Annotated in this window: 17 protein-coding genes and 1 tRNA gene; 10 read left to right on the top strand and 8 right to left on the bottom strand. The window is 62.0% G+C overall.

The features are described 5' to 3' along the window. Positions 1–78: 78 nt before the first annotated feature. On the bottom strand, positions 79–861 hold the full coding sequence (locus R5R73_RS13630; protein ID WP_322527790.1) for an RNA methyltransferase: 783 nt from the start codon (positions 859–861) through the stop codon (positions 79–81). A gap of 135 nt (positions 862–996) precedes the next feature. Between R5R73_RS13630 and R5R73_RS13625 the strand changes: the two genes are divergently transcribed. Continuing rightward, entirely contained in the window at positions 997–1,791 is a 795-nt protein-coding gene (locus tag R5R73_RS13625; protein ID WP_322527789.1) for an inositol monophosphatase family protein, read from the top strand. A gap of 62 nt (positions 1,792–1,853) precedes the next feature. Here R5R73_RS13625 and R5R73_RS13620 read toward each other — a convergent pair whose 3' ends face one another. From R5R73_RS13620 to queA, 7 genes are all read right to left on the bottom strand, one after another. Beyond that, positions 1,854–2,102 carry a hypothetical protein gene (locus R5R73_RS13620; protein ID WP_322527788.1) on the bottom strand — a complete coding sequence of 83 codons (249 nt, stop codon included), beginning with the start codon at positions 2,100–2,102 and terminating at the stop codon, positions 1,854–1,856. 74 nt (positions 2,103–2,176) lie between these two features. After that, positions 2,177–3,379, bottom strand: a complete 1,203-nt coding sequence (locus R5R73_RS13615) for an AI-2E family transporter (RefSeq protein WP_322527787.1) — start codon at positions 3,377–3,379, stop codon at positions 2,177–2,179. A 264-nt stretch (positions 3,380–3,643) separates the two neighbouring features. Continuing rightward, a complete protein-coding gene (gene secF, locus R5R73_RS13610; protein WP_322527786.1) occupies positions 3,644–4,549 on the bottom strand; it encodes a protein translocase subunit SecF in 906 nt (301 codons plus the stop codon). A 12-nt stretch (positions 4,550–4,561) separates the two neighbouring features. Beyond that, positions 4,562–6,409 carry a protein translocase subunit SecD gene (secD, locus tag R5R73_RS13605; RefSeq protein WP_322527785.1) on the bottom strand — a complete coding sequence of 616 codons (1,848 nt, stop codon included), beginning with the start codon at positions 6,407–6,409 and terminating at the stop codon, positions 4,562–4,564. Between the two features lie 105 nt (positions 6,410–6,514). Beyond that, positions 6,515–6,847 (bottom strand): preprotein translocase subunit YajC, encoded by a 333-nt coding sequence (gene yajC, locus R5R73_RS13600; protein ID WP_071229905.1) that lies wholly within the window; start codon positions 6,845–6,847, stop codon positions 6,515–6,517. 105 nt (positions 6,848–6,952) lie between these two features. Beyond that, positions 6,953–8,071, bottom strand: a complete 1,119-nt coding sequence (gene tgt, locus R5R73_RS13595; protein ID WP_322527784.1) for a tRNA guanosine(34) transglycosylase Tgt — start codon at positions 8,069–8,071, stop codon at positions 6,953–6,955. Between the two features lie 219 nt (positions 8,072–8,290). Further along, positions 8,291–9,328, bottom strand: coding sequence for a tRNA preQ1(34) S-adenosylmethionine ribosyltransferase-isomerase QueA (gene queA / locus R5R73_RS13590; RefSeq protein WP_322529604.1), 1,038 nt, complete (start codon positions 9,326–9,328; stop codon positions 8,291–8,293). Positions 9,329–9,462: 134 nt separating this feature from the next. On the opposite strand from queA, the gene R5R73_RS13585 reads away from it, so the two are divergent. From R5R73_RS13585 to R5R73_RS13545, 9 genes are all read left to right on the top strand, one after another. Continuing rightward, positions 9,463–9,549 (top strand) — tRNA-Leu (locus R5R73_RS13585). 369 nt (positions 9,550–9,918) lie between these two features. Further along, positions 9,919–10,158, top strand: a complete 240-nt coding sequence (locus R5R73_RS13580; RefSeq protein ID WP_071229903.1) for a hypothetical protein — start codon at positions 9,919–9,921, stop codon at positions 10,156–10,158. Between the two features lie 553 nt (positions 10,159–10,711). Continuing rightward, the gene (locus R5R73_RS13575; protein WP_322527783.1) at positions 10,712–11,323 is read left to right on the top strand and encodes a tetratricopeptide repeat protein; all 612 of its coding nucleotides are present in this window, start codon (positions 10,712–10,714) and stop codon (positions 11,321–11,323) included. Between the two features lie 339 nt (positions 11,324–11,662). Next, entirely contained in the window at positions 11,663–12,289 is a 627-nt protein-coding gene (locus R5R73_RS13570; protein WP_071229900.1) for an NUDIX domain-containing protein, read from the top strand. 105 nt (positions 12,290–12,394) lie between these two features. Next, positions 12,395–12,841 carry a DUF1249 domain-containing protein gene (locus tag R5R73_RS13565; RefSeq protein WP_071230002.1) on the top strand — a complete coding sequence of 149 codons (447 nt, stop codon included), beginning with the start codon at positions 12,395–12,397 and terminating at the stop codon, positions 12,839–12,841. Continuing rightward, on the top strand, positions 12,841–13,563 hold the full coding sequence (locus R5R73_RS13560) for a phosphodiesterase (RefSeq protein ID WP_071229899.1): 723 nt from the start codon (positions 12,841–12,843) through the stop codon (positions 13,561–13,563). Before R5R73_RS13565 ends, R5R73_RS13560 begins: the two co-directional genes overlap by 1 nt. A gap of 140 nt (positions 13,564–13,703) precedes the next feature. After that, positions 13,704–14,627: a sulfate adenylyltransferase subunit CysD gene (gene cysD, locus R5R73_RS13555; RefSeq protein WP_087719380.1), complete on the top strand. Its 924-nt coding sequence runs from the start codon at positions 13,704–13,706 to the stop codon at positions 14,625–14,627. Between the two features lie 279 nt (positions 14,628–14,906). Beyond that, complete coding sequence (gene cysN, locus R5R73_RS13550; protein WP_322527782.1) at positions 14,907–16,346, top strand: sulfate adenylyltransferase subunit CysN; 1,440 nt, start codon at positions 14,907–14,909, stop codon at positions 16,344–16,346. A gap of 245 nt (positions 16,347–16,591) precedes the next feature. Continuing rightward, on the top strand, positions 16,592–17,068 hold the full coding sequence (locus tag R5R73_RS13545) for a 20S proteasome subunit A/B (protein ID WP_071231644.1): 477 nt from the start codon (positions 16,592–16,594) through the stop codon (positions 17,066–17,068). The last annotated feature ends 103 nt before the right edge of the window (positions 17,069–17,171 follow it).

Here is a 17,171-nt window from a genome sequence, read left to right as displayed (position 1 = left end):
TTCGAGCGCCCTATGTCGGAACTGTCAGGTCGGAGCTGCCATGTCGCGTCTTGCGTTACGGATGGCGCCCCGCGACGGTCAGGACTTCTCCCGCAGCCGTTTGTCGATCGTGCCGAGAATGCCGCGCAGGATATTCATCTCCATCGAATCGAGATGGGCGCGCATGAAGAGCCGGCGCAGGCGGGCCATCAACTGGCGCGGGTTGTCCGGATCGTGGAATTCGATCGCCGTGAGCGTACTCTCGAGATGAGCGAAAAAGCGCTCCAGGTCGGCGTGGGTGGCAGGCGGGTTGTCCCACGTCACGCCGAAGGGCAGGTCGGCCTCGCGGTCCGGCTCGGCAGCAGGAGTCGCCGAAGCGTCGTCCAGGGCGAGGAATGCCTGACGACATTCGTAGGCGAGCACTTGCACGGCCGCGGCCAGATTCAGCGAGCTGAAGTCCGGGTTGGTCGGAATGTGCACGTGCTGATGGCAGCGCTGCAGTTCGGCATTGGTCAGGCCAGTATCCTCGCGGCCGAATACCAGTGCGGCCCGCGCGCCTTCGGGTGCCAGCGCCGCCGGCAGGCTCTCCGCCAGGGCCCGGGGGGCGACCATCGGCCACGGCAGATGGCGCGAGCGCGCACTGGCGCCGACCACCAGCGTGCAGTCGGCAACGGCCTCTTCGAGTGCGTCGAATTGCCGCGCAGCGTCGACGAGCGTGTTGGCCCCGGAGGCGCGCGAATAGGCGTCCTGGTCCTTGGGGTCGCAGCGGGGTGTGACCAGAGCGAGATCCTCGAGGCCCATGTTGCGCATGGCGCGGGCGGTGGCGCCGATGTTTCCGGGATGGCTGGTGCCGATGAGGACGATACGGATACGGTCGAGCATAAAGGCGGCTATCAGGGCTGTGGCAATCGGGAAAGCGCGCAGTCTAGCATGACTCGGCAAGCCTGCTTCTGTTAGACTGCGCGGCGTTCTTTAACAGCTCTCGACTCCGCTCTCGATTTCCCCAAGGCCAGATCCATGCACCCGATGGTTCAATATGCGCTGCGTGCCGCTCGCAGTGCCGCTGAGCAATTCGTACGTATCCGTGACCGTCTCGAGGTCAACCATGACGAGCAGGTGTCTGCCAGTCTGCTCGAGGATACGGCACGCAACGCCGAAACGCTGATCGTGCATCAGCTCTCCCGTGGTTATCCGCAGCACGGTATTTCCGGTCGCTATACGCCTTACCGCGAAGGCAAGGGGACCGACAAGGACACCGTCTGGCACATCGAGCCGATCCACGGCGAATCCAATCTCGGAGTGGCGAGCCGCCAGTTCGCGATTTCGATGGTGTGCCTGGTCAAGGGGCGTCCGGAACATGCGGTGGTCGTCTCGCCGTTCAGCGACGACGAGTTCCTGATCAGCCGCGGTCGTGGCGCCCAGGGCAACGGCAAGCGCATGCGTGCCTCCAAGACCATCAGCGTCAATGGTGCCCGAGTGGCACTGGCATGGCCGACGCTCGAGGCGCGCTCCCAGTGGCTGCCGCAATATCTCACCGTGGTCGAACGCCTCGGCCCCCAGATCGATACCCTGACGGGCACGGGCTGCGCGCTGCTCGACATGATCGAATTCGCCTCCGGCCGTGCCGACGCGATCTTCGTTCTCGGGCTGGAAGAGCAGGACCGCCTGGTCGGCTCGCTGCTGCTGAAGGAAGCCGGTGCGTTGACCGGCGCCATCGACGGCTCGCCCAGCGTCGAAGACGGCGGCAGCCTGATGGCCGCCGGCCCGCGCCTCTACAAGGCACTGGCGCAGCAGCTCAAGGCCAGCGTCTAGGCTAGCGGTCTCGGTCGGCAAGCTTCGTCACCAGGCGAATCACCAGAAAGCGCCCTGTCGGGTTATCCCGGCAGGGCGCTTTTGCGTTGGGGTTGAGTCGCGAGTTCAGGTCGAATCAGGGCGTCGGTGCCACCATCGAATGGGGGGCGGGTAAGCAGACTGCCCACGACGAACGCGATCATACCGAAGGCGAGCCCGGCATAGATCGGCGAGTTGGCGAGCAACCCATCCTTGAGCATGAAGCCGATCGCACGCTCGCCGAACGGCTGGGTATCAGTCAGCCGAGCGTGGTGCGCAAGTTGAGACGTCACGGTCTTCGGCTCGAACGGTAGCGCCCCGGCCGTTCTCGCGACGATGAACCGGCGGCAATGAGCCCGCGACGAGGCTAGCGGCTGATATCCGCATTGGCGTCGGCGTTCGTGCTCGCCGCCGCTCGCATGCCCCTCGAATCGTCTCGGCGTGTGGCGGAGGAGCGTCTCGTGGCGGCCGGTCTGCGCTTGCCGTAGCCCCAGCGCTCGGCTTCCGACGGGGCATCCGGGGCGCTGTCGTCATGCAGCCATTCGCGCCAGCTGGCGACCAGCAGCGCCATCAGCACCGGGCCGACGAACAGGCCGACGATCCCCATGGTTTTCACGCCCCCCACGAGACCGAAGAAGGTCGGCAGAAACGGGAGCTTGATCGGACCGCCTACCAGGCGCGGGCGCAATGTCTTGTCGACGACGAAGAGTTCGAAAGCGCCCCAGATGAACAGTCCGATGCCGTTGGCCATGTGTCCAGTTGCCAGCAGATAGAGCGAGACCAGCGTGAACGTCAGCGGCGCGCCACCGGGCACCAGCGCCATGAACGCGGTGATGACGCCGAGCACGACCGGGGACTGAATGCCGGCGATCCAATAGGCGGTACCGAGCACCAGGCCTTCGCCGAGGGCAATCAGGCCCATGCCCATCACGGTCGAACTGATCGTCGCCGGCACCACGCGCGAGAAGCGCTGCCAGCGCGCCGGCAGTACCCGTTCGCCGACGATGTCCAACTGGCGCGCCATGCCGGCGCCATCCCGGTAGAGAAAGAACAGCGTGATCAGCATGAACAGCAGGGTCAGCGCCAGATGCAGCGCATTGCTGCCAAGAGCGAGCACCCAGCGGGAAATGTTGCCGATATGCTCGCCGCCTACCAGTTGAATCAGAGACTCCGGCGCGTGGGGTTCGGCCAGGGACGCTTGCCACTGCTCGGCCAGCCAGGTTCCGATGCCCGGAAGAGATGCAACCCAGGAGGGCGTCGGAATGCCGCGCTCGTTGGCGACCATCAGCCAGCCGACCCAGCCCTTCAGTTCCTGGAAGGCGTAGGAGCAGGCAAGCACCATGGGGATCACCAGGCAGAGAATGATCAGGCCCAGCGCGATGCTGGCGGCCAGGGCCCGGCGCTGGCCGCAACTCGCCAACAGCCGCCGGTAGAGCGGCCAGCTGGCGACGCAGATGATCAGAGCGGCCAGCACGGGAATCAGGAAGTCGATGAAGAAGTAGACGCCGGCGATCATCACCAGCACGAGAAGCCAGCGGGCGACGCTGCTGTCGGCAAAGATGGGGGCCATGAAAGACTCGTGAACGTGACGGAGGAAACCGGATACCCGGGCGAAATCGAACGGCATGCCAATCGACAGCGAATCATCATACCTCACGGGATTCGATTCGCACTTATCGGCGTGCCGGGAAGCCATGGGTGCAGTTGACTAAACGCTTCGACCGGCAAGGTTTCAGGAAGGGTCTCAATAGGTTGGGCGTAAAAAACCCCTCCGAAGAGGGGTTTGCGAGGCTGTTGCCGAGTTGCCGATGAGGCGCTTTGCGGGCCTTCCGGCTCAGGGCAGCTCTTCTTCGACCTCTTCCTTCTTCACCGGAATCAGGTCCTGGCGTTCCAGCTTGAACACGATCAGCAGCGCCGCGGCGACATAGATCGAAGAGAACGTGCCGGCCACGATCCCCAGGATCAGCGAGATCGCGAAGTTGTGGATCATGTCGCCGCCGAGGAAGAACAGCGCGAACAGGACCAGCAAGGTGGTGCCGGATGTCGCCAGGGTGCGCGACAGCGTCTGGTTGATGGCTTCGTTGAAGATCTGGACCAGGTTGTCGCTACGGGACAGGCGGATGTTCTCGCGAATCCGGTCGTAGACGATGATGGTGTCGTTCAGCGAGTAGCCGATGACCGCCATGATCCCCGCGAGCACCGTGAGATCGAACTCCCACTGGAACAGCGCGAACAGTCCCAGCACGATCAGCACGTCGTGGCCCAGCGAGATGATCGCGCACAGGGCGAACTTGTACTGGAAGCGGAAGGCGACGTAGACCGCCACGCCGGCCAGCGCCACCAGCATGCCCAGGCCACTCTGGTCGCGTAGCTGGCCGCCGACCTGGGCGCCGACGAACTCGGCACGAACCAGGTCGATCTGGGCGCCGCTGCTGCTCAGTGCCGAAACGACCTGATTGCCGACGTCATTGCTGAAGGTCTGCTGCAGGCGTACCAGAATCTCGTCGGCGGCACCAAACGTCTGTACCGAGAAGTTTTCGAAGCCGCTGTTGGCCAGCAGCGTACGGATGTCGTCGAGCGACGGTACCGCGGCATAGTGGAGCTCGACGACCGTACCGCCGGTGAAGTCGAGACCGAGATTGAGGTTCAGCAGGGCCAGGGCCGCTATCGATACGATCGTCAGCACGATCGAGACGATGAAAGCGATGCGGCGCTTGCCCATGAAATCGAATTGGCGCATTGCTCGCGTCTCCTAGATCCACAGTTTCTTCACCGGCTTGCCGCCGATGGAGAGGTTGACGAGGGCACGCGACACCAGAATGCCGGTGAACATCGAGGTCAGGATGCCGAGTGACAGCGTCACGGCGAAGCCTTTCACCGGGCCGGTGCCGATCGAGAACAGCACCACCGCGACCAGCAGCGTGGTCAGGTTGGCGTCGACGATCGAGGTGAAGGCGCGGCCGTAACCGGCATGAATCGCCTGCTGCGCCGGTGTCTTGCGCCTGAGTTCTTCTCTTATGCGCTCGTAGATCAGCACGTTGGCATCCACCGCCATGCCGAGCGTCAGCACGATGCCGGCAATGCCGGGTAGCGTCAGCGTGGCGCCCAGCAGCGACATGGCCGCGATCAGCAGCACCAGGTTGACCGCCAGCGCGGCGTTGGCGATGACGCCGAAGGCCTTGTAGCGGATCAACATGAACGCCACGACCAGCAGGCCGCCAACGATCACCGAGAAGATGCCGCGCTCGATGTTCTGGGCGCCAAGGCTAGGCCCGATGGTGCGTTCCTGAACGAAGTAGATCGGGGCGGCGAGCGAGCCGGAGCGCAGCAACAGCGCCAGTTCGCTGGCTTCGGTCGGCGAGTCCAGGCCGGTGATGCGGAACCGGTTGCTGAGCGCACTCTGTACCGTCGCCAGGCTGATGATGCTGCGGCTCGTCGTCGGAATACGCTCCTGAACCTGCTGCCCATCCTTGGTAACGGTGCGCATTTCGGTGCTGTGATCGATATACAGCACCGCCATGTTGCGACCGATGTTGGTGCGGGTCGCCTGGTTCATCAACGAGCCGCCGGTGCCGTCGAGGTTGATGTTGACCTGCGGGCGGCCGTTCTGGTCGAAGCCCTGGCTGGCGCTGGATACGCGGTCGCCGGTGATGATCACGTCACGCGACAGCGTCGCGGTGCGCTGCGGGCTGTTGCGGAACGGGAACGTCTCGGTTTCGGCATCCGGCGTGTCCGGGCGTGCCTCGAGGCGGAACTCCAGGTTGGCGGTGGCGCCGACGATGCGCTTGGCCTCGGCGGTGTCCTGCACGCCGGGCAGTTCCACTACGATGCGGCTCGGGCCCTGGCGCTGGACCAGCGGCTCGGAAACCCCGAGTTCGTTGACGCGGTTGCGGATCGTGGTCAGGTTCTGCTGGACCGCGTAATCCTGAATGTCCTGGATCGACTGCTCGGTCAGCGTCATGTCGAGGAACGCGCGGCGGCCCTCTTCACGATTCTCCAGCTGGAACTCGTTGAACGTCTGGCTGATCTGCTCGCGGGCGGCATCACGGTCTTCGCTGTTGGCGAATTCGAGATGCAGGGCGTTGTCGTCGATGTCGGTGGACCGATAGCGGATGCGCTCGTCGCGAAGATCGGCACGGATGGCGCTCGCCGTCGCCTCGAGTCGCTGTTCGACGGCGGCATCCATGTCGACTTCGAGCAGGAAATGCACCCCGCCCCGAAGATCGAGACCGAGTTTCATCGGTGCCGCGGAGAGGCTGGTCAGCCAGGACGGCGTGGAATCGGCGAGGTTGAGCGCCACGGTGTAGTCGTCGTCGAGCGTTTCGTCGACCACATCGCGGGCGGGAAGCTGCTGTTCGGCGTCGGCGAGCCGAATCAGGGCGGTATTGTTACCGGTCATCGCTGCCGATTTGACCTGGATATCTTCCTCGGCCAGCGCCCGGGTAACACGGTCGAGCTGCTGATCGCCGAGAGAACCGTTGGTCGTGCTGATCTGGACGGCGGGGTCCTGTGGGTAAAGATTGGGTAACGCGTAGATGACGCCGACAACACAGACGATGAGTATCAGCAGATACTTCCACAGGGGGTAACGATTGAGCATGGAAGCCCTGTCCTTTCAATCAATGACGATCTGGCGACGATCGTCGTGCGAAGAGTGTCGCAAAAAGAGATGGCTGCCGATGGGAAGCATCGGCAGCCAGTAGCGTTACAGCGACTTCAACGTGCCTTTGGGGAGAACGGAGGCCACGGCGCTCTTCTGAACGCTGACGATGGTGCCCTCGGCAATCTCCATGCTGATGAAATCGTCGGTCACGTTGGTGATGCGGCCGAGCAGCCCGCCACCGATCACGATTTCGTCACCCTTGGACAGGTTGGTGATCAACTTCTTGTGTTCCTTGGCGCGCTTGGACTGCGGGCGCCACAGCAGGAAGTAGAAGATCAGCACGAAGCCGACCAGCATGATGATCTGGGCAATACCACCGCCGGCAGGGCCGCCCGCCTCCTGGGCGTGAGCCGCAGGGATGAAAAAGTCCAGCATGGATGTATCTCCGAAGGTTGTGTAGGGAAATGGTCGTGTAATGAAACCGTTACCTGGATGAGACTGACGAAACGACATACCGGCCGACGGCCGGTTTGAATCCTGTCAATCGACCCTGGGCGGCACGGGCAGTCCGCGTCGCCGGTAGAATTGTGCTACGAAGTCGGCCAATGTACCCGCTTCGATAGCCCCGCGCAAACCCGCCATCAGGCGCTGATAGTAGCGGAGATTGTGAACCGTATTGAGCATCGAGCCGAGCATTTCGCCGCACCGATCCAGGTGGTGTAGATAGCCGCGAGAAAAGTGCTGGCAGGTGTAACAGTCGCAGTCGGCTTCCAGCGGGTTGGTGTCCTGGCGATGGGTCGCGTTACGAATCTTGACGGTGCCGTCGGCGGTGAACAGGTGGCCGTTGCGGGCGTTGCGGGTCGGCATGACGCAGTCGAACATGTCGATACCGCGACGTACGCCTTCGACCAGATCCTCCGGCTTGCCGACGCCCATCAGGTAGCGCGGCTTGTCTTCCGGCATCCAGGTCGGCAGATAATCCAGTACGCCGATCATCTCTTCCTTCGGCTCGCCCACCGAGAGGCCGCCGATGGCCAGGCCATCGAAGCCGATCTCCAGCAGCCCTTCGAGCGAGCGCTTGCGCAGGTCGGGGTACATGCCGCCCTGAACGATGCCGAACAGCGCCGACGGGGAATCTCCGTGCGCGGCGCGGGAGCGGGCCGCCCAGCGCAGCGACAGTTCCATCGACTTTCGCGCCTCGTCTTCGGTGGCGGGGTAGGGCGTGCACTCGTCGAAGATCATCACCACGTCGGAACCCAGCGAGCGCTGCACTGCCATCGACTCTTCCGGCCCCATGAAAACCTTGGCGCCGTCCACCGGCGAGCGAAAATGCACGCCCTGCTCGGTGATCTTGCGCATTGCCCCGAGCGAGAACACCTGGAAGCCGCCGGAGTCGGTCAGGACCGGCTTTTGCCACTGGGAGAAGTCATGCAGGTCGCCGTGGGCTTCGATCACCTCGGTGCCCGGCCGTAGCCACAGGTGGAAAGTGTTGCCGAGGATGATCTCGGCGCCGATCGCCTCGACATCCTTGGGCGTCATGCCCTTGACCGTACCGTAGGTACCTACCGGCATGAAGGCCGGCGTTTCCACCGTGCCGCGCGGGAAGGTCAGCCGGCCGCGACGGGCACGACCTTCCTGGCCCAGTCGCTCGAATTTCATGAAGCATTCGTCTCGCATGGTGTCTCTCTTGATTTAACGCGCCCGAAGCCGCGCGATTTAACGCGCCCGAATCCGCGCGCAAAGCCTGTGATATGGACGCGCCCGAGGCCGCGCGCAAAGCCTGTGACATCGGCGCGCCTGACATCGCGCGCAAAATGTGTATGGTTCAGTTGCGTCTTATGACAACGCGCCCGAAGCCGCGTGCAAAGCGTTTGTGGATCAGTTGGGCTGGCGAGTCAAAAACATCGCATCGCCATAGCTGAAGAAGCGGTACTGCTCGGCGACGGCTTCCTGATAGGCACGCATCACGGTCTCGTAGCCGGCGAACGAGGAGACCAGCATCAACAGCGTCGATTCCGGCAGGTGGAAGTTGGTGACCAGCGCATCCACGCAGCGCCAGCGATAGCCGGGATAGATGAAGATATCGGTCTCGCCACGGTACGGCGCCAGCTCGCCATCGCCGCCCTGGCTGGCGGTTTCCAGGCAACGCACGCTGGTGGTGCCGACGGCGACGACCTTGTTGCCGGCGGCATGGGCGCGATTGACCTGTTCGCAGACCGATTCATCGACTTCCAGCCACTCGCTGTGCATGTGATGTTCGCGAATGTCGTCGACGCGCACCGGCTGAAAGGTGCCGGCGCCGACATGAAGCGTGACGAAGGCCGTCTCGACACCTTTGGCGCGCAGGGCTTCCATCATCGTCTCGTCGAAGTGCAGCCCGGCGGTGGGGGCGGCCACGGCGCCTTCGCGGCGGGCATAGACGGTCTGGTAGCGCTCGCGGTCCGCCAGCTCGTCCTCGCGGGTGATGTATGGCGGCAACGGCATGTGGCCGTGCTGCTCGAGCAGGGCGATCAATGGTGTCTCGCCCAGGAAACGCAGTTCGAACAAGGCGTCTCGGCGGCCCTCGACGACGGCATGTATATCGCCCTCGAAGATCAGCTCCGTGCCTGGCTTGGGCGATTTGCTCGAACGCAGATGAGCCAACCCGCGGTGGGCGTCCAGCGGGCGTTCCAGCAGCATCTCGACCTTGCCGCCGCTCGCCTTCTGGCCGAACAGGCGTGCCGGAATCACGCGGGTATCGTTGAATACCACCACATCGCCGGGTTCGAGCCTCGACAACAGATCGGGGAAGCGAGCATGTTCCAGTGCACCGGATTCACCGTCGACGCACAGCAGGCGGCAGTCGGTACGCTGTTCGGAAGGGTAACGAGCGATCAGCTCGTCGGGCAGGTCAAAATGAAAATCGGCGCGCTGCATGGCGTAGGTCGCGTATCGGCTCGAATCAGGATGGTCGGGTAGCGTTCGAAAGGGCGCCATCATAAAGCACCCGACCGATTAAGTCAGCGTGGTGATTGACGCCGGGCCAAGCGTCCGTATAATGCCTCTCCGCTGCCGGCGTGGCGGAATTGGTAGACGCAGCGGATTCAAAATCCGCCGCTGGAGACAGTGTGTCGGTTCGAGTCCGACCGCCGGCACCATTCCAACCCTTCAATTGCTCTCTATTTATCCTTTCCTCATGAGAGCGATATGAGCACTCGAACCTGTAGGCTGAAGTGACACATATCGTGACGCTCGCCTTCCTTCGCCGCGACTGTGACACATTCAGATTTCTCTCTTCCCATCCGATGGCTTTTCCCGAACCCGGCCTCAACCGCTCTTTTCATATCTCTGTGCAAGAGCTGAGCATCTTCAGCGCGCGCATGAAGTTGCCAAAGTCCTCCTGAGCTACTTGGCTGCCCTGGTTATATTGAAATAGCCATCCTCGCGGAAAGTAAGATCGCAACCAGGAAGTTTGTGAGCTATTGAGCTATACAGAGTGGCAGATTGCTTATCAGGCAGGAGGCCATATGACTCGTACAGCACGTATCGAACCCATCAAGGAAGAAACACAAGAGAGCATTATCGTGTCTGGCTGGCGCGTGGTAGACGTCACGGATCCCAATGGGAAGCGCGAGATTTCTCGGCATGAGACCGAGCCGCAAGCCATTGAAGCCGCTCGCAATTACGAACGCGAGACTTCCAGCGAGCCTGGATCACAGCCGGACGATACTCAGGACTACGACGGTTCGGAACTTCCTCGCGACTAGCTATGAGGCATGATGGCTAACATCCCAGCATCGGCAATTCGGCGATGTTTTGTTGATGCCTCATAAGACCCGATCCATGACGAATGGCGCAGCGCCAATCGATAACGCGGTGTGGTAGGTTATCAAGAGTCAGGCTACGGAGATTACAGGGTGATACTCTCGTACCCCATGATTCTTGGTTCGATTACCCTACCTGCTTTGGCGGTCGGCTTCATTACCTATGGCGTCAGCAGCCAGGTGCATGGAGATTCGGATATCGCATTTCACAGCAGCATATTGGCAGCTCTCCTGGCGATCGTCTCGATATCCATAGCGCTGGTGATTTTTCACGGGTTTGGTTTCATCGGTTTGTAATGGAACCCTAACCAGGTGCCAGTCATACCTTTCGTTCTGCGACTAAAACCTTATAGAGATAAATTCAAACGCTCGTTAGATTGCGGCTACGGATCTTTATGGAGCGATGTCGATGCGACAGCCGTGGCGGCAGGGCCCTCAGTCCTTATTTCCTCGTTATCGATGGAGACATTTCCCGAAGCTTTCGAGATGGCTGGTCATGACACCGCTGCTCGGTTTGATCTGGGTAACGGTGGCGGTCGCGCAAATGCCGGATTCAACGCTGTTTTCGCTGATGCAGCGGTGGGGCAACGTCGAATATCAGATGCAGGGCGATGCGCAGTTGAAGGCGTTCGAGGACCTTGCCGACGAAGCCGATGCGTTGGCCCGCAGCCAGCCTGGGAATCCCCATGTCTTGACGGCTCAGGGCGTCGTCCTGGCCTCTTTCGCCAAGGCGAAGGGCGGGCTGGGGGCGCTGGATCTGGCCAAGCGGGCTCGCACGGTGCTGGAAAAGGCGATCTCCCTCGACCCACAGGGGGAAAGTGGCTCGGCTTACGTGACGCTGGGCGCGCTCTACCAGCATGCCCCGGGCTGGCCGATCGCTTTCGGAGACTCGGACAAGGCCCGGGAGCTCCTGCACAAGGCGGTCAGCATTCGTCCCGATGGCATCGATACCAACTTCTATTACGCCCAGTTTCTCGAGGAGCAGGGTGAGGCTGCCGAGGCATTGACGTACGCCAAACGCGCCGTCGATGGCCAACCTCGGGCCGGCCGTCCCTCCGACGAGGCGCTGCGGCAAGAGGCCGGGCGCTGGCTGGCCGAGCATCAGTAAGCGCTACCCAGTGCAGAGCGGCCTTGAGAAGCGGCCCAGGCCGATAGTCCAGCGCGCGTTTTCGTTGATCTATTCATCCGAGCGATCCTGCCTGATGGCGTCTCCTGTTCGATGGTGTCGTCGCCGATCCGCCTGATTGGCGCGGGCTCCCGTGAGTTCTGATTGAAGCAGGTGCTAGTCTGGCTTCCGCGTGAAACTTGCCGCATCGCACGGAAGTGTTGAAGCCTCCACCATGGCTGCCGGAAATGCCAACTGCCGGCGAAACAGGACGGCAGCGGTTGGAATCGGTTCTCGGTGCCGCAATAATGAGGCTCCTGTTCCCAGGCAAGGAGCCGCGACATGGATCGTGAGATCGACCGGGTCAATCGTTTCGATGCCAAGGATATCGAGCGACTCGAAGATCAATCGCTGTACTCGGGCTTCTTTGGCCTGGAGAAGCGTCGCTTGCGTCATCGTCGGTTCAATGGCGAGTGGGGCGAGGCCATCGATCGGGAAGTTCACGTTCGCCGGGATGCGGTCGGCGTACTACTCTACGATCCGATTCATGACCATGTCGTGCTGGTCGAGCAGATCCGCGCCGGCGCTTTGGACGATCCTATCTCGCCGTGGAAGCTGGAGCCGGTCGCCGGACTGGTGGAGCCCGGCGAGACACCGGCGGATGTCGCGCGCCGCGAAGCGCAGGAAGAAGCGGGTTGCGATATCGGTGAACTGATCGAGCTCCATCGCTATTATCCGAGTCCTGGCGCCTGCACCGAGCAGGTCACGCTGTTCTGTGGCCTGATCGACAGCACGGGGCTCGGCGGCATACACGGCGTCGAAAACGAACACGAAGACATTCTGGTTCACGTCATGTCGTTTCCCGAGGCATGGGATCGACTGATGGCGGGACAATTGGACAATGCCATGGCGTTGATTGGCTTTCACTGGCTGGCACGCGAGCGCGCCACGCTGAGAGCCAAGGCCTGAAGCGAGAGTCGGTAGCGCAGCAGTGGCGGCAAGTCGTCGACGATCATTTGCGGCTGCGCCGGACACTCGAGCTGACTGGAGGCCGTCATGCGCCAGGAGAACACCATGAGAAAGACCGCTTACGTCACCGATCTCAAGACGCTTCAGGCGGAGTGCAGCAGCAATTATCTGCGGCTGTGCCGTCTCGTCATGGATATGGAGCCGGGTGACATCAAGGAAGTGCCGCTGGCGGGCGAACACGCACGCTTCGGGACTCTGTGGTTCGAGGTGCTCGAGCAGGCGCCGTACACCACGGTTGCGCGGGTTTCCCAGACCGGCGTGCTGGACAGCTTCGTCGATTCGCCGCGGATGACGGTGCATCTCTACCACGATGCGGATATGGCGGAAGTGACCGACTTTCAGCGTCAACGCCATTTCCAGGGTCGCTATCGCTATCCCAACCCGCAGATGCATCAGCCCGATGAAAAATTGCAGCTCAACCGCTTTCTGGGGGAGTGGCTGCAGCATGGGCTGGCGCACGGTCACGCCGTCGACGTACCGGAAACGCCTTGATGCGCCTGATCCAGATCACCGATTGTCACCTGTTGGCCGACCCTCGAGGCACGTCGCGCAAGGGGTTTCCGCTGCGCCAGTTGCAGGCGGTCGTCGAGCGCGCCAGGGCGTTGCGGCCCGATATTCTGCTGGTCACCGGCGATATTGCCGAGGATGAGACACCTGCTGCCTATCGCCACGCCAGCCAGGCCTTCGCGGCCGTGGGGTGCCCGTGGTTCTGGATCCCCGGCAACCACGATCAGCCGGAGCTGATGGAAGAGTGCCAGCCTTTTCACGAAGAGCTCGATCTCGACGGTTGGCGGGTGTTGTTGCTGAACTCTCGGATCAGCGGTCAACCCGGCGGAGAATTGGGGCAGGACCAGCTGCAGCGGCTGGCGTGGCAGCTCGAGGCGGACGATCGCCCGACGCTGGTCGCGCTGCATCATCCGCCGCTGGATATCGGTTCGGTGTGGATGGACGCCATCGGTCTGAAGGACCGGGACGCGCTGTGGCAAACGCTCTCGCCCTATTCGCAGGTCAAGGCCTTGATCTGTGGTCATATCCATCAGGCGTTTGCCGCCTGGCAGGGCGTCGTGGCCGTCTATGGGTGTCCGTCGACCTCGGATCAGTTCCTGCCGAAGAGCCACGAGTTCGCGATCGACGAGGCGGCGCGGCCCGGTTTACGTGTCGTCGATCTGCGCGGCGAGTCGTTGTCGACCTGGATCGAACGCGTCGATCTCTAGCTGTTTATAACCAAAAACGCTTTTTGGATCATCTTTGATTCTTTGACGTTATTACCGAAGTCTCGCTAGGGTTGACTCCCAGAGAAGCCCATATTCTGTTTTGCCATCTGATTTCAGAGGGCGACCGTGAGACATCGACCATGACAGCTCCTATCGTCAGCGCTCAGCGCCAGACCCATCTCAAGCAGCTCGAAGCCGAGTCCATCCATATCATCCGCGAGGTCGCCGCCGAGTTCGGCAACCCGGTGATGCTCTATTCGATCGGCAAGGACTCCTCGGTGATGCTGCACCTCGCACGCAAGGCGTTCTATCCCGGGCCGCCGCCGTTCCCGCTGATGCACGTCAACACCACCTGGAAGTTCAAGGAAATGATCGAGTTCCGCGACCGGATGGCCGCGGACGTCGGGATGGAGTTGATCGAGCATATCAACGAGGAAGGCCGCGCCGCCGGCATCAACCCGTTCGACCACGGCAGCGCCAAGTACACCGACATCATGAAGACCCAGTCGCTCAAGCAGGCACTGGACAAGTACGGCTTCGATGCCGCCTTCGGTGGCGCCCGTCGCGACGAGGAAGCCTCCCGCGCCAAGGAGCGCGTCTACTCCTTCCGCGACAAGCACCACCGCTGGGACCCCAAGAACCAGCGCCCCGAGCTGTGGAACCTCTACAACGGCAAGGTCAACAAGGGCGAATCGATCCGCGTCTTCCCGCTCTCCAACTGGACCGAGCTGGATATCTGGCAGTACATCTATCTCGAATCGATCCCCATCGTCCCGCTGTACTACTCCGCACCGCGCCCCGTGGTCGAACGCGACGGCATGCTGGTGATGGTCGACGACGACCGCCTGCCGCTGGAACCCGGCGAAGTTCCCGAAGAGAAATGGGTCCGCTTCCGCACCCTGGGCTGCTACCCGCTCACCGGCGCGGTGGAATCGAAAGCCGCCACGCTGCCCGAGATCATCCAGGAGATGCTGCTCACCCGCACCAGTGAGCGCTCCGGCCGCGCCATCGACCGCGACCAGGTCGGCTCGATGGAGAAGAAGAAGCGGGAGGGGTACTTCTAAGCTACGAGCTACGAGCTACGAGCTACGAGCTACGAGCTACGAGCTACGAGCTACGAGCTACGAGCTACGAGCTTCGAGCTTCGAGCTTCGAGCTTCGAGCTTCGAGCTTCGAGCTTCGAGCTTCGAAAAGGGATTGCGAACTTTCGGCGTGATCAAATCCTGATTTTCGCGGCTCGCCCATAACCTGACCACTGAACATGCAGAGTGCACAGCCTGCTCGTAGCCCGAAACTCGTGGCTCGCAGCGCTCGTGTTCTCCACTCATGAGGGAGAAAGAACCGTGTCCCACCAATCCACGCTGATCGCCGACAATATCGGCCAGTACCTCAAAGAGCACGAGCAGAAAGACCTGCTGCGCTTCATCACCTGCGGCAGCGTCGATGACGGCAAGTCGACCCTGATCGGCCGGTTGCTGCACGACTCCAAGATGATCTACGAAGATCAGCTGGCGGCGATCACCCAGGCTTCCAAGACCAGCGGGACTACCGGCGACAAGGTCGATCTGGCGCTGCTGGTCGATGGCTTGCAGTCCGAGCGGGAGCAGGGCATCACCATCGATGTCGCCTACCGGTTCTTCTCCACCGACAAGCGCAAGTTCATCATCGCCGATACGCCGGGCCATGAGCAGTACACCCGCAACATGGCTACGGGTGCGTCGACCGCGAGTCTGGCGGTGATCCTGATCGACGCGCGCTATGGCGTGCAGGTGCAGACCCGGCGGCACAGCTTCATCGCCGATCTGCTGGGGATCAAGCACCTGGTGATCGCGGTCAACAAGATGGACCTGGTCGACTACTCCCAGGCGCGCTTTGACGAGATCGTTGCCGACTATCGCGAGTTCGCCGAGAAGCTCGACGCGACGGACATCCGCTTCGTGCCGATGTCGGCACTCGACGGTGACAACGTCGTCAACCGCAGCGAGCGCATGCCGTGGTACCGGATCGACGGCGCGCCGGGGCCCGCGATGCTCGAACTGCTCGAAAGCGTCGAGATCGCCCACGACAGCAACCTCTCCGACCTGCGCCTGCCGGTCCAGTACGTCAATCGGCCCAATCTCGATTTTCGCGGCTACTGCGGCACGCTCGAAGCGGGCATTCTGCGTCCCGGTCAGGCAGTCAAGGCGCTACCGTCGGGCAAGCGTTCCGTCATCGATCGTATCGTCACCTTTGATGGCGACCTGGAAGAAGCCTATCCCGGCCAGGCGATCACCGTGACCCTGCGCGACGAGATCGATATCTCCCGGGGGGACTGGCTGGTGGCGGCGGATGCGGAAGTCGCGCAGTCCGATGCGCTGGAAGCCGACATCGTCTGGATGCATGATGCCGCTCTCGAGCCGGGCCGGCTCTATGATTTCAAGATCGGCACGCAGGAAATCGCCGGCAAGGTCGCGGCGATCGACTACCAGATCGACGTCAATACGCTCGAGCATCACGAGGCCGCCAGCTTGCCGCTCAACGCCATCGGCCGCTGCCGGGTCGAGCTGACCGCCAGCGTGCCGCTGGACGACTATCGCAAGAGCCCCGGCACCGGCAGTTTCGTGGTAATCGATCGGCTGACCAACATCACGGTCGGCGCGGGCCTGATTCGCGGCGCGGCGGAAGGCGGGGCGACTGGAGGTGAAGTCGACTGGCAGGCGTTCGAAATCGAATTCAATGCACTGATCCGCAAGCACTTTCCGCACTGGGAAGCGAAGGATGTAAAACAGCTATTTCAAAATTAGTGTTCTTTGATGTATCTTGATGTAACGGAATGCGTTCACGCCACTCCCGGGAGTGGCGTTTTCATGTCCGCACTCTGCAAACCCATGGATTCATGGGATAACCGCGCAGTTTGCAAACGGATGATGCTCTCTATCAGTTGACCGCTTCTCGCTCCCAACCGGCCGGGAGGAGAACGTGACTGTCGTGCCTGGATGCTCGCCGCGGGTAGCCCGACGTTTGGCCGGAGCCACAGACCGAGGTAGATATGACCACGATCGTATGGGATGGAACGACATTGGCGACGGATTCGCTGATCAGTGTCAATGGATCGACATACAACCATGCGCAAAAGCTCTTTCGACTCGACAACGGCGAATGGGTGGCATTCGCCGGTGAGCAACAGGGCTGGTGGGAAGTAATGGAGTGGCTCAATGCCGGCTCCCCCAGACATGCCAAACCCCATGTCACGCGGATCGAAATGATCATCGTGGGGCCCGATGGCGTGTTCGAGATGTTCGACCGCCTGGTGCGCATGCCCGTCACGGGCCCCATCGCCTATGGTACCGGGTGGAAATGGGCGCTGGCGGCTATCGATCACGGCAAGGATGCGGTCGCTGCCGTGGAATATGCGGCCACGCGCGATCACGATACCGGCGGCGAGGTCCAGGCGGTAACGCCCCGAACGCAGGCTCCCGTCACGTTCGATGACGTGATGAAGGAAGCGGAGACGAGCGTGGCCTGACGCTGCGAAGGCATGCGTGCCGATTCGCTGCGCTATGGCTATTTCTTCCTTGGGGCTTATCATTGACGGATGGCACGTTGGACCCCGTTCGCGACCTCGATGT

The organism is Salinicola sp. LHM (assembly GCF_034479735.1).
GTDB classification, from domain to species: Bacteria; Pseudomonadota; Gammaproteobacteria; order Pseudomonadales; family Halomonadaceae; genus Salinicola; species Salinicola salarius.
The sequence above is the reverse complement of the archived record's forward strand: the minus strand, read 5'-3'. Positions and strand labels throughout refer to the sequence as shown.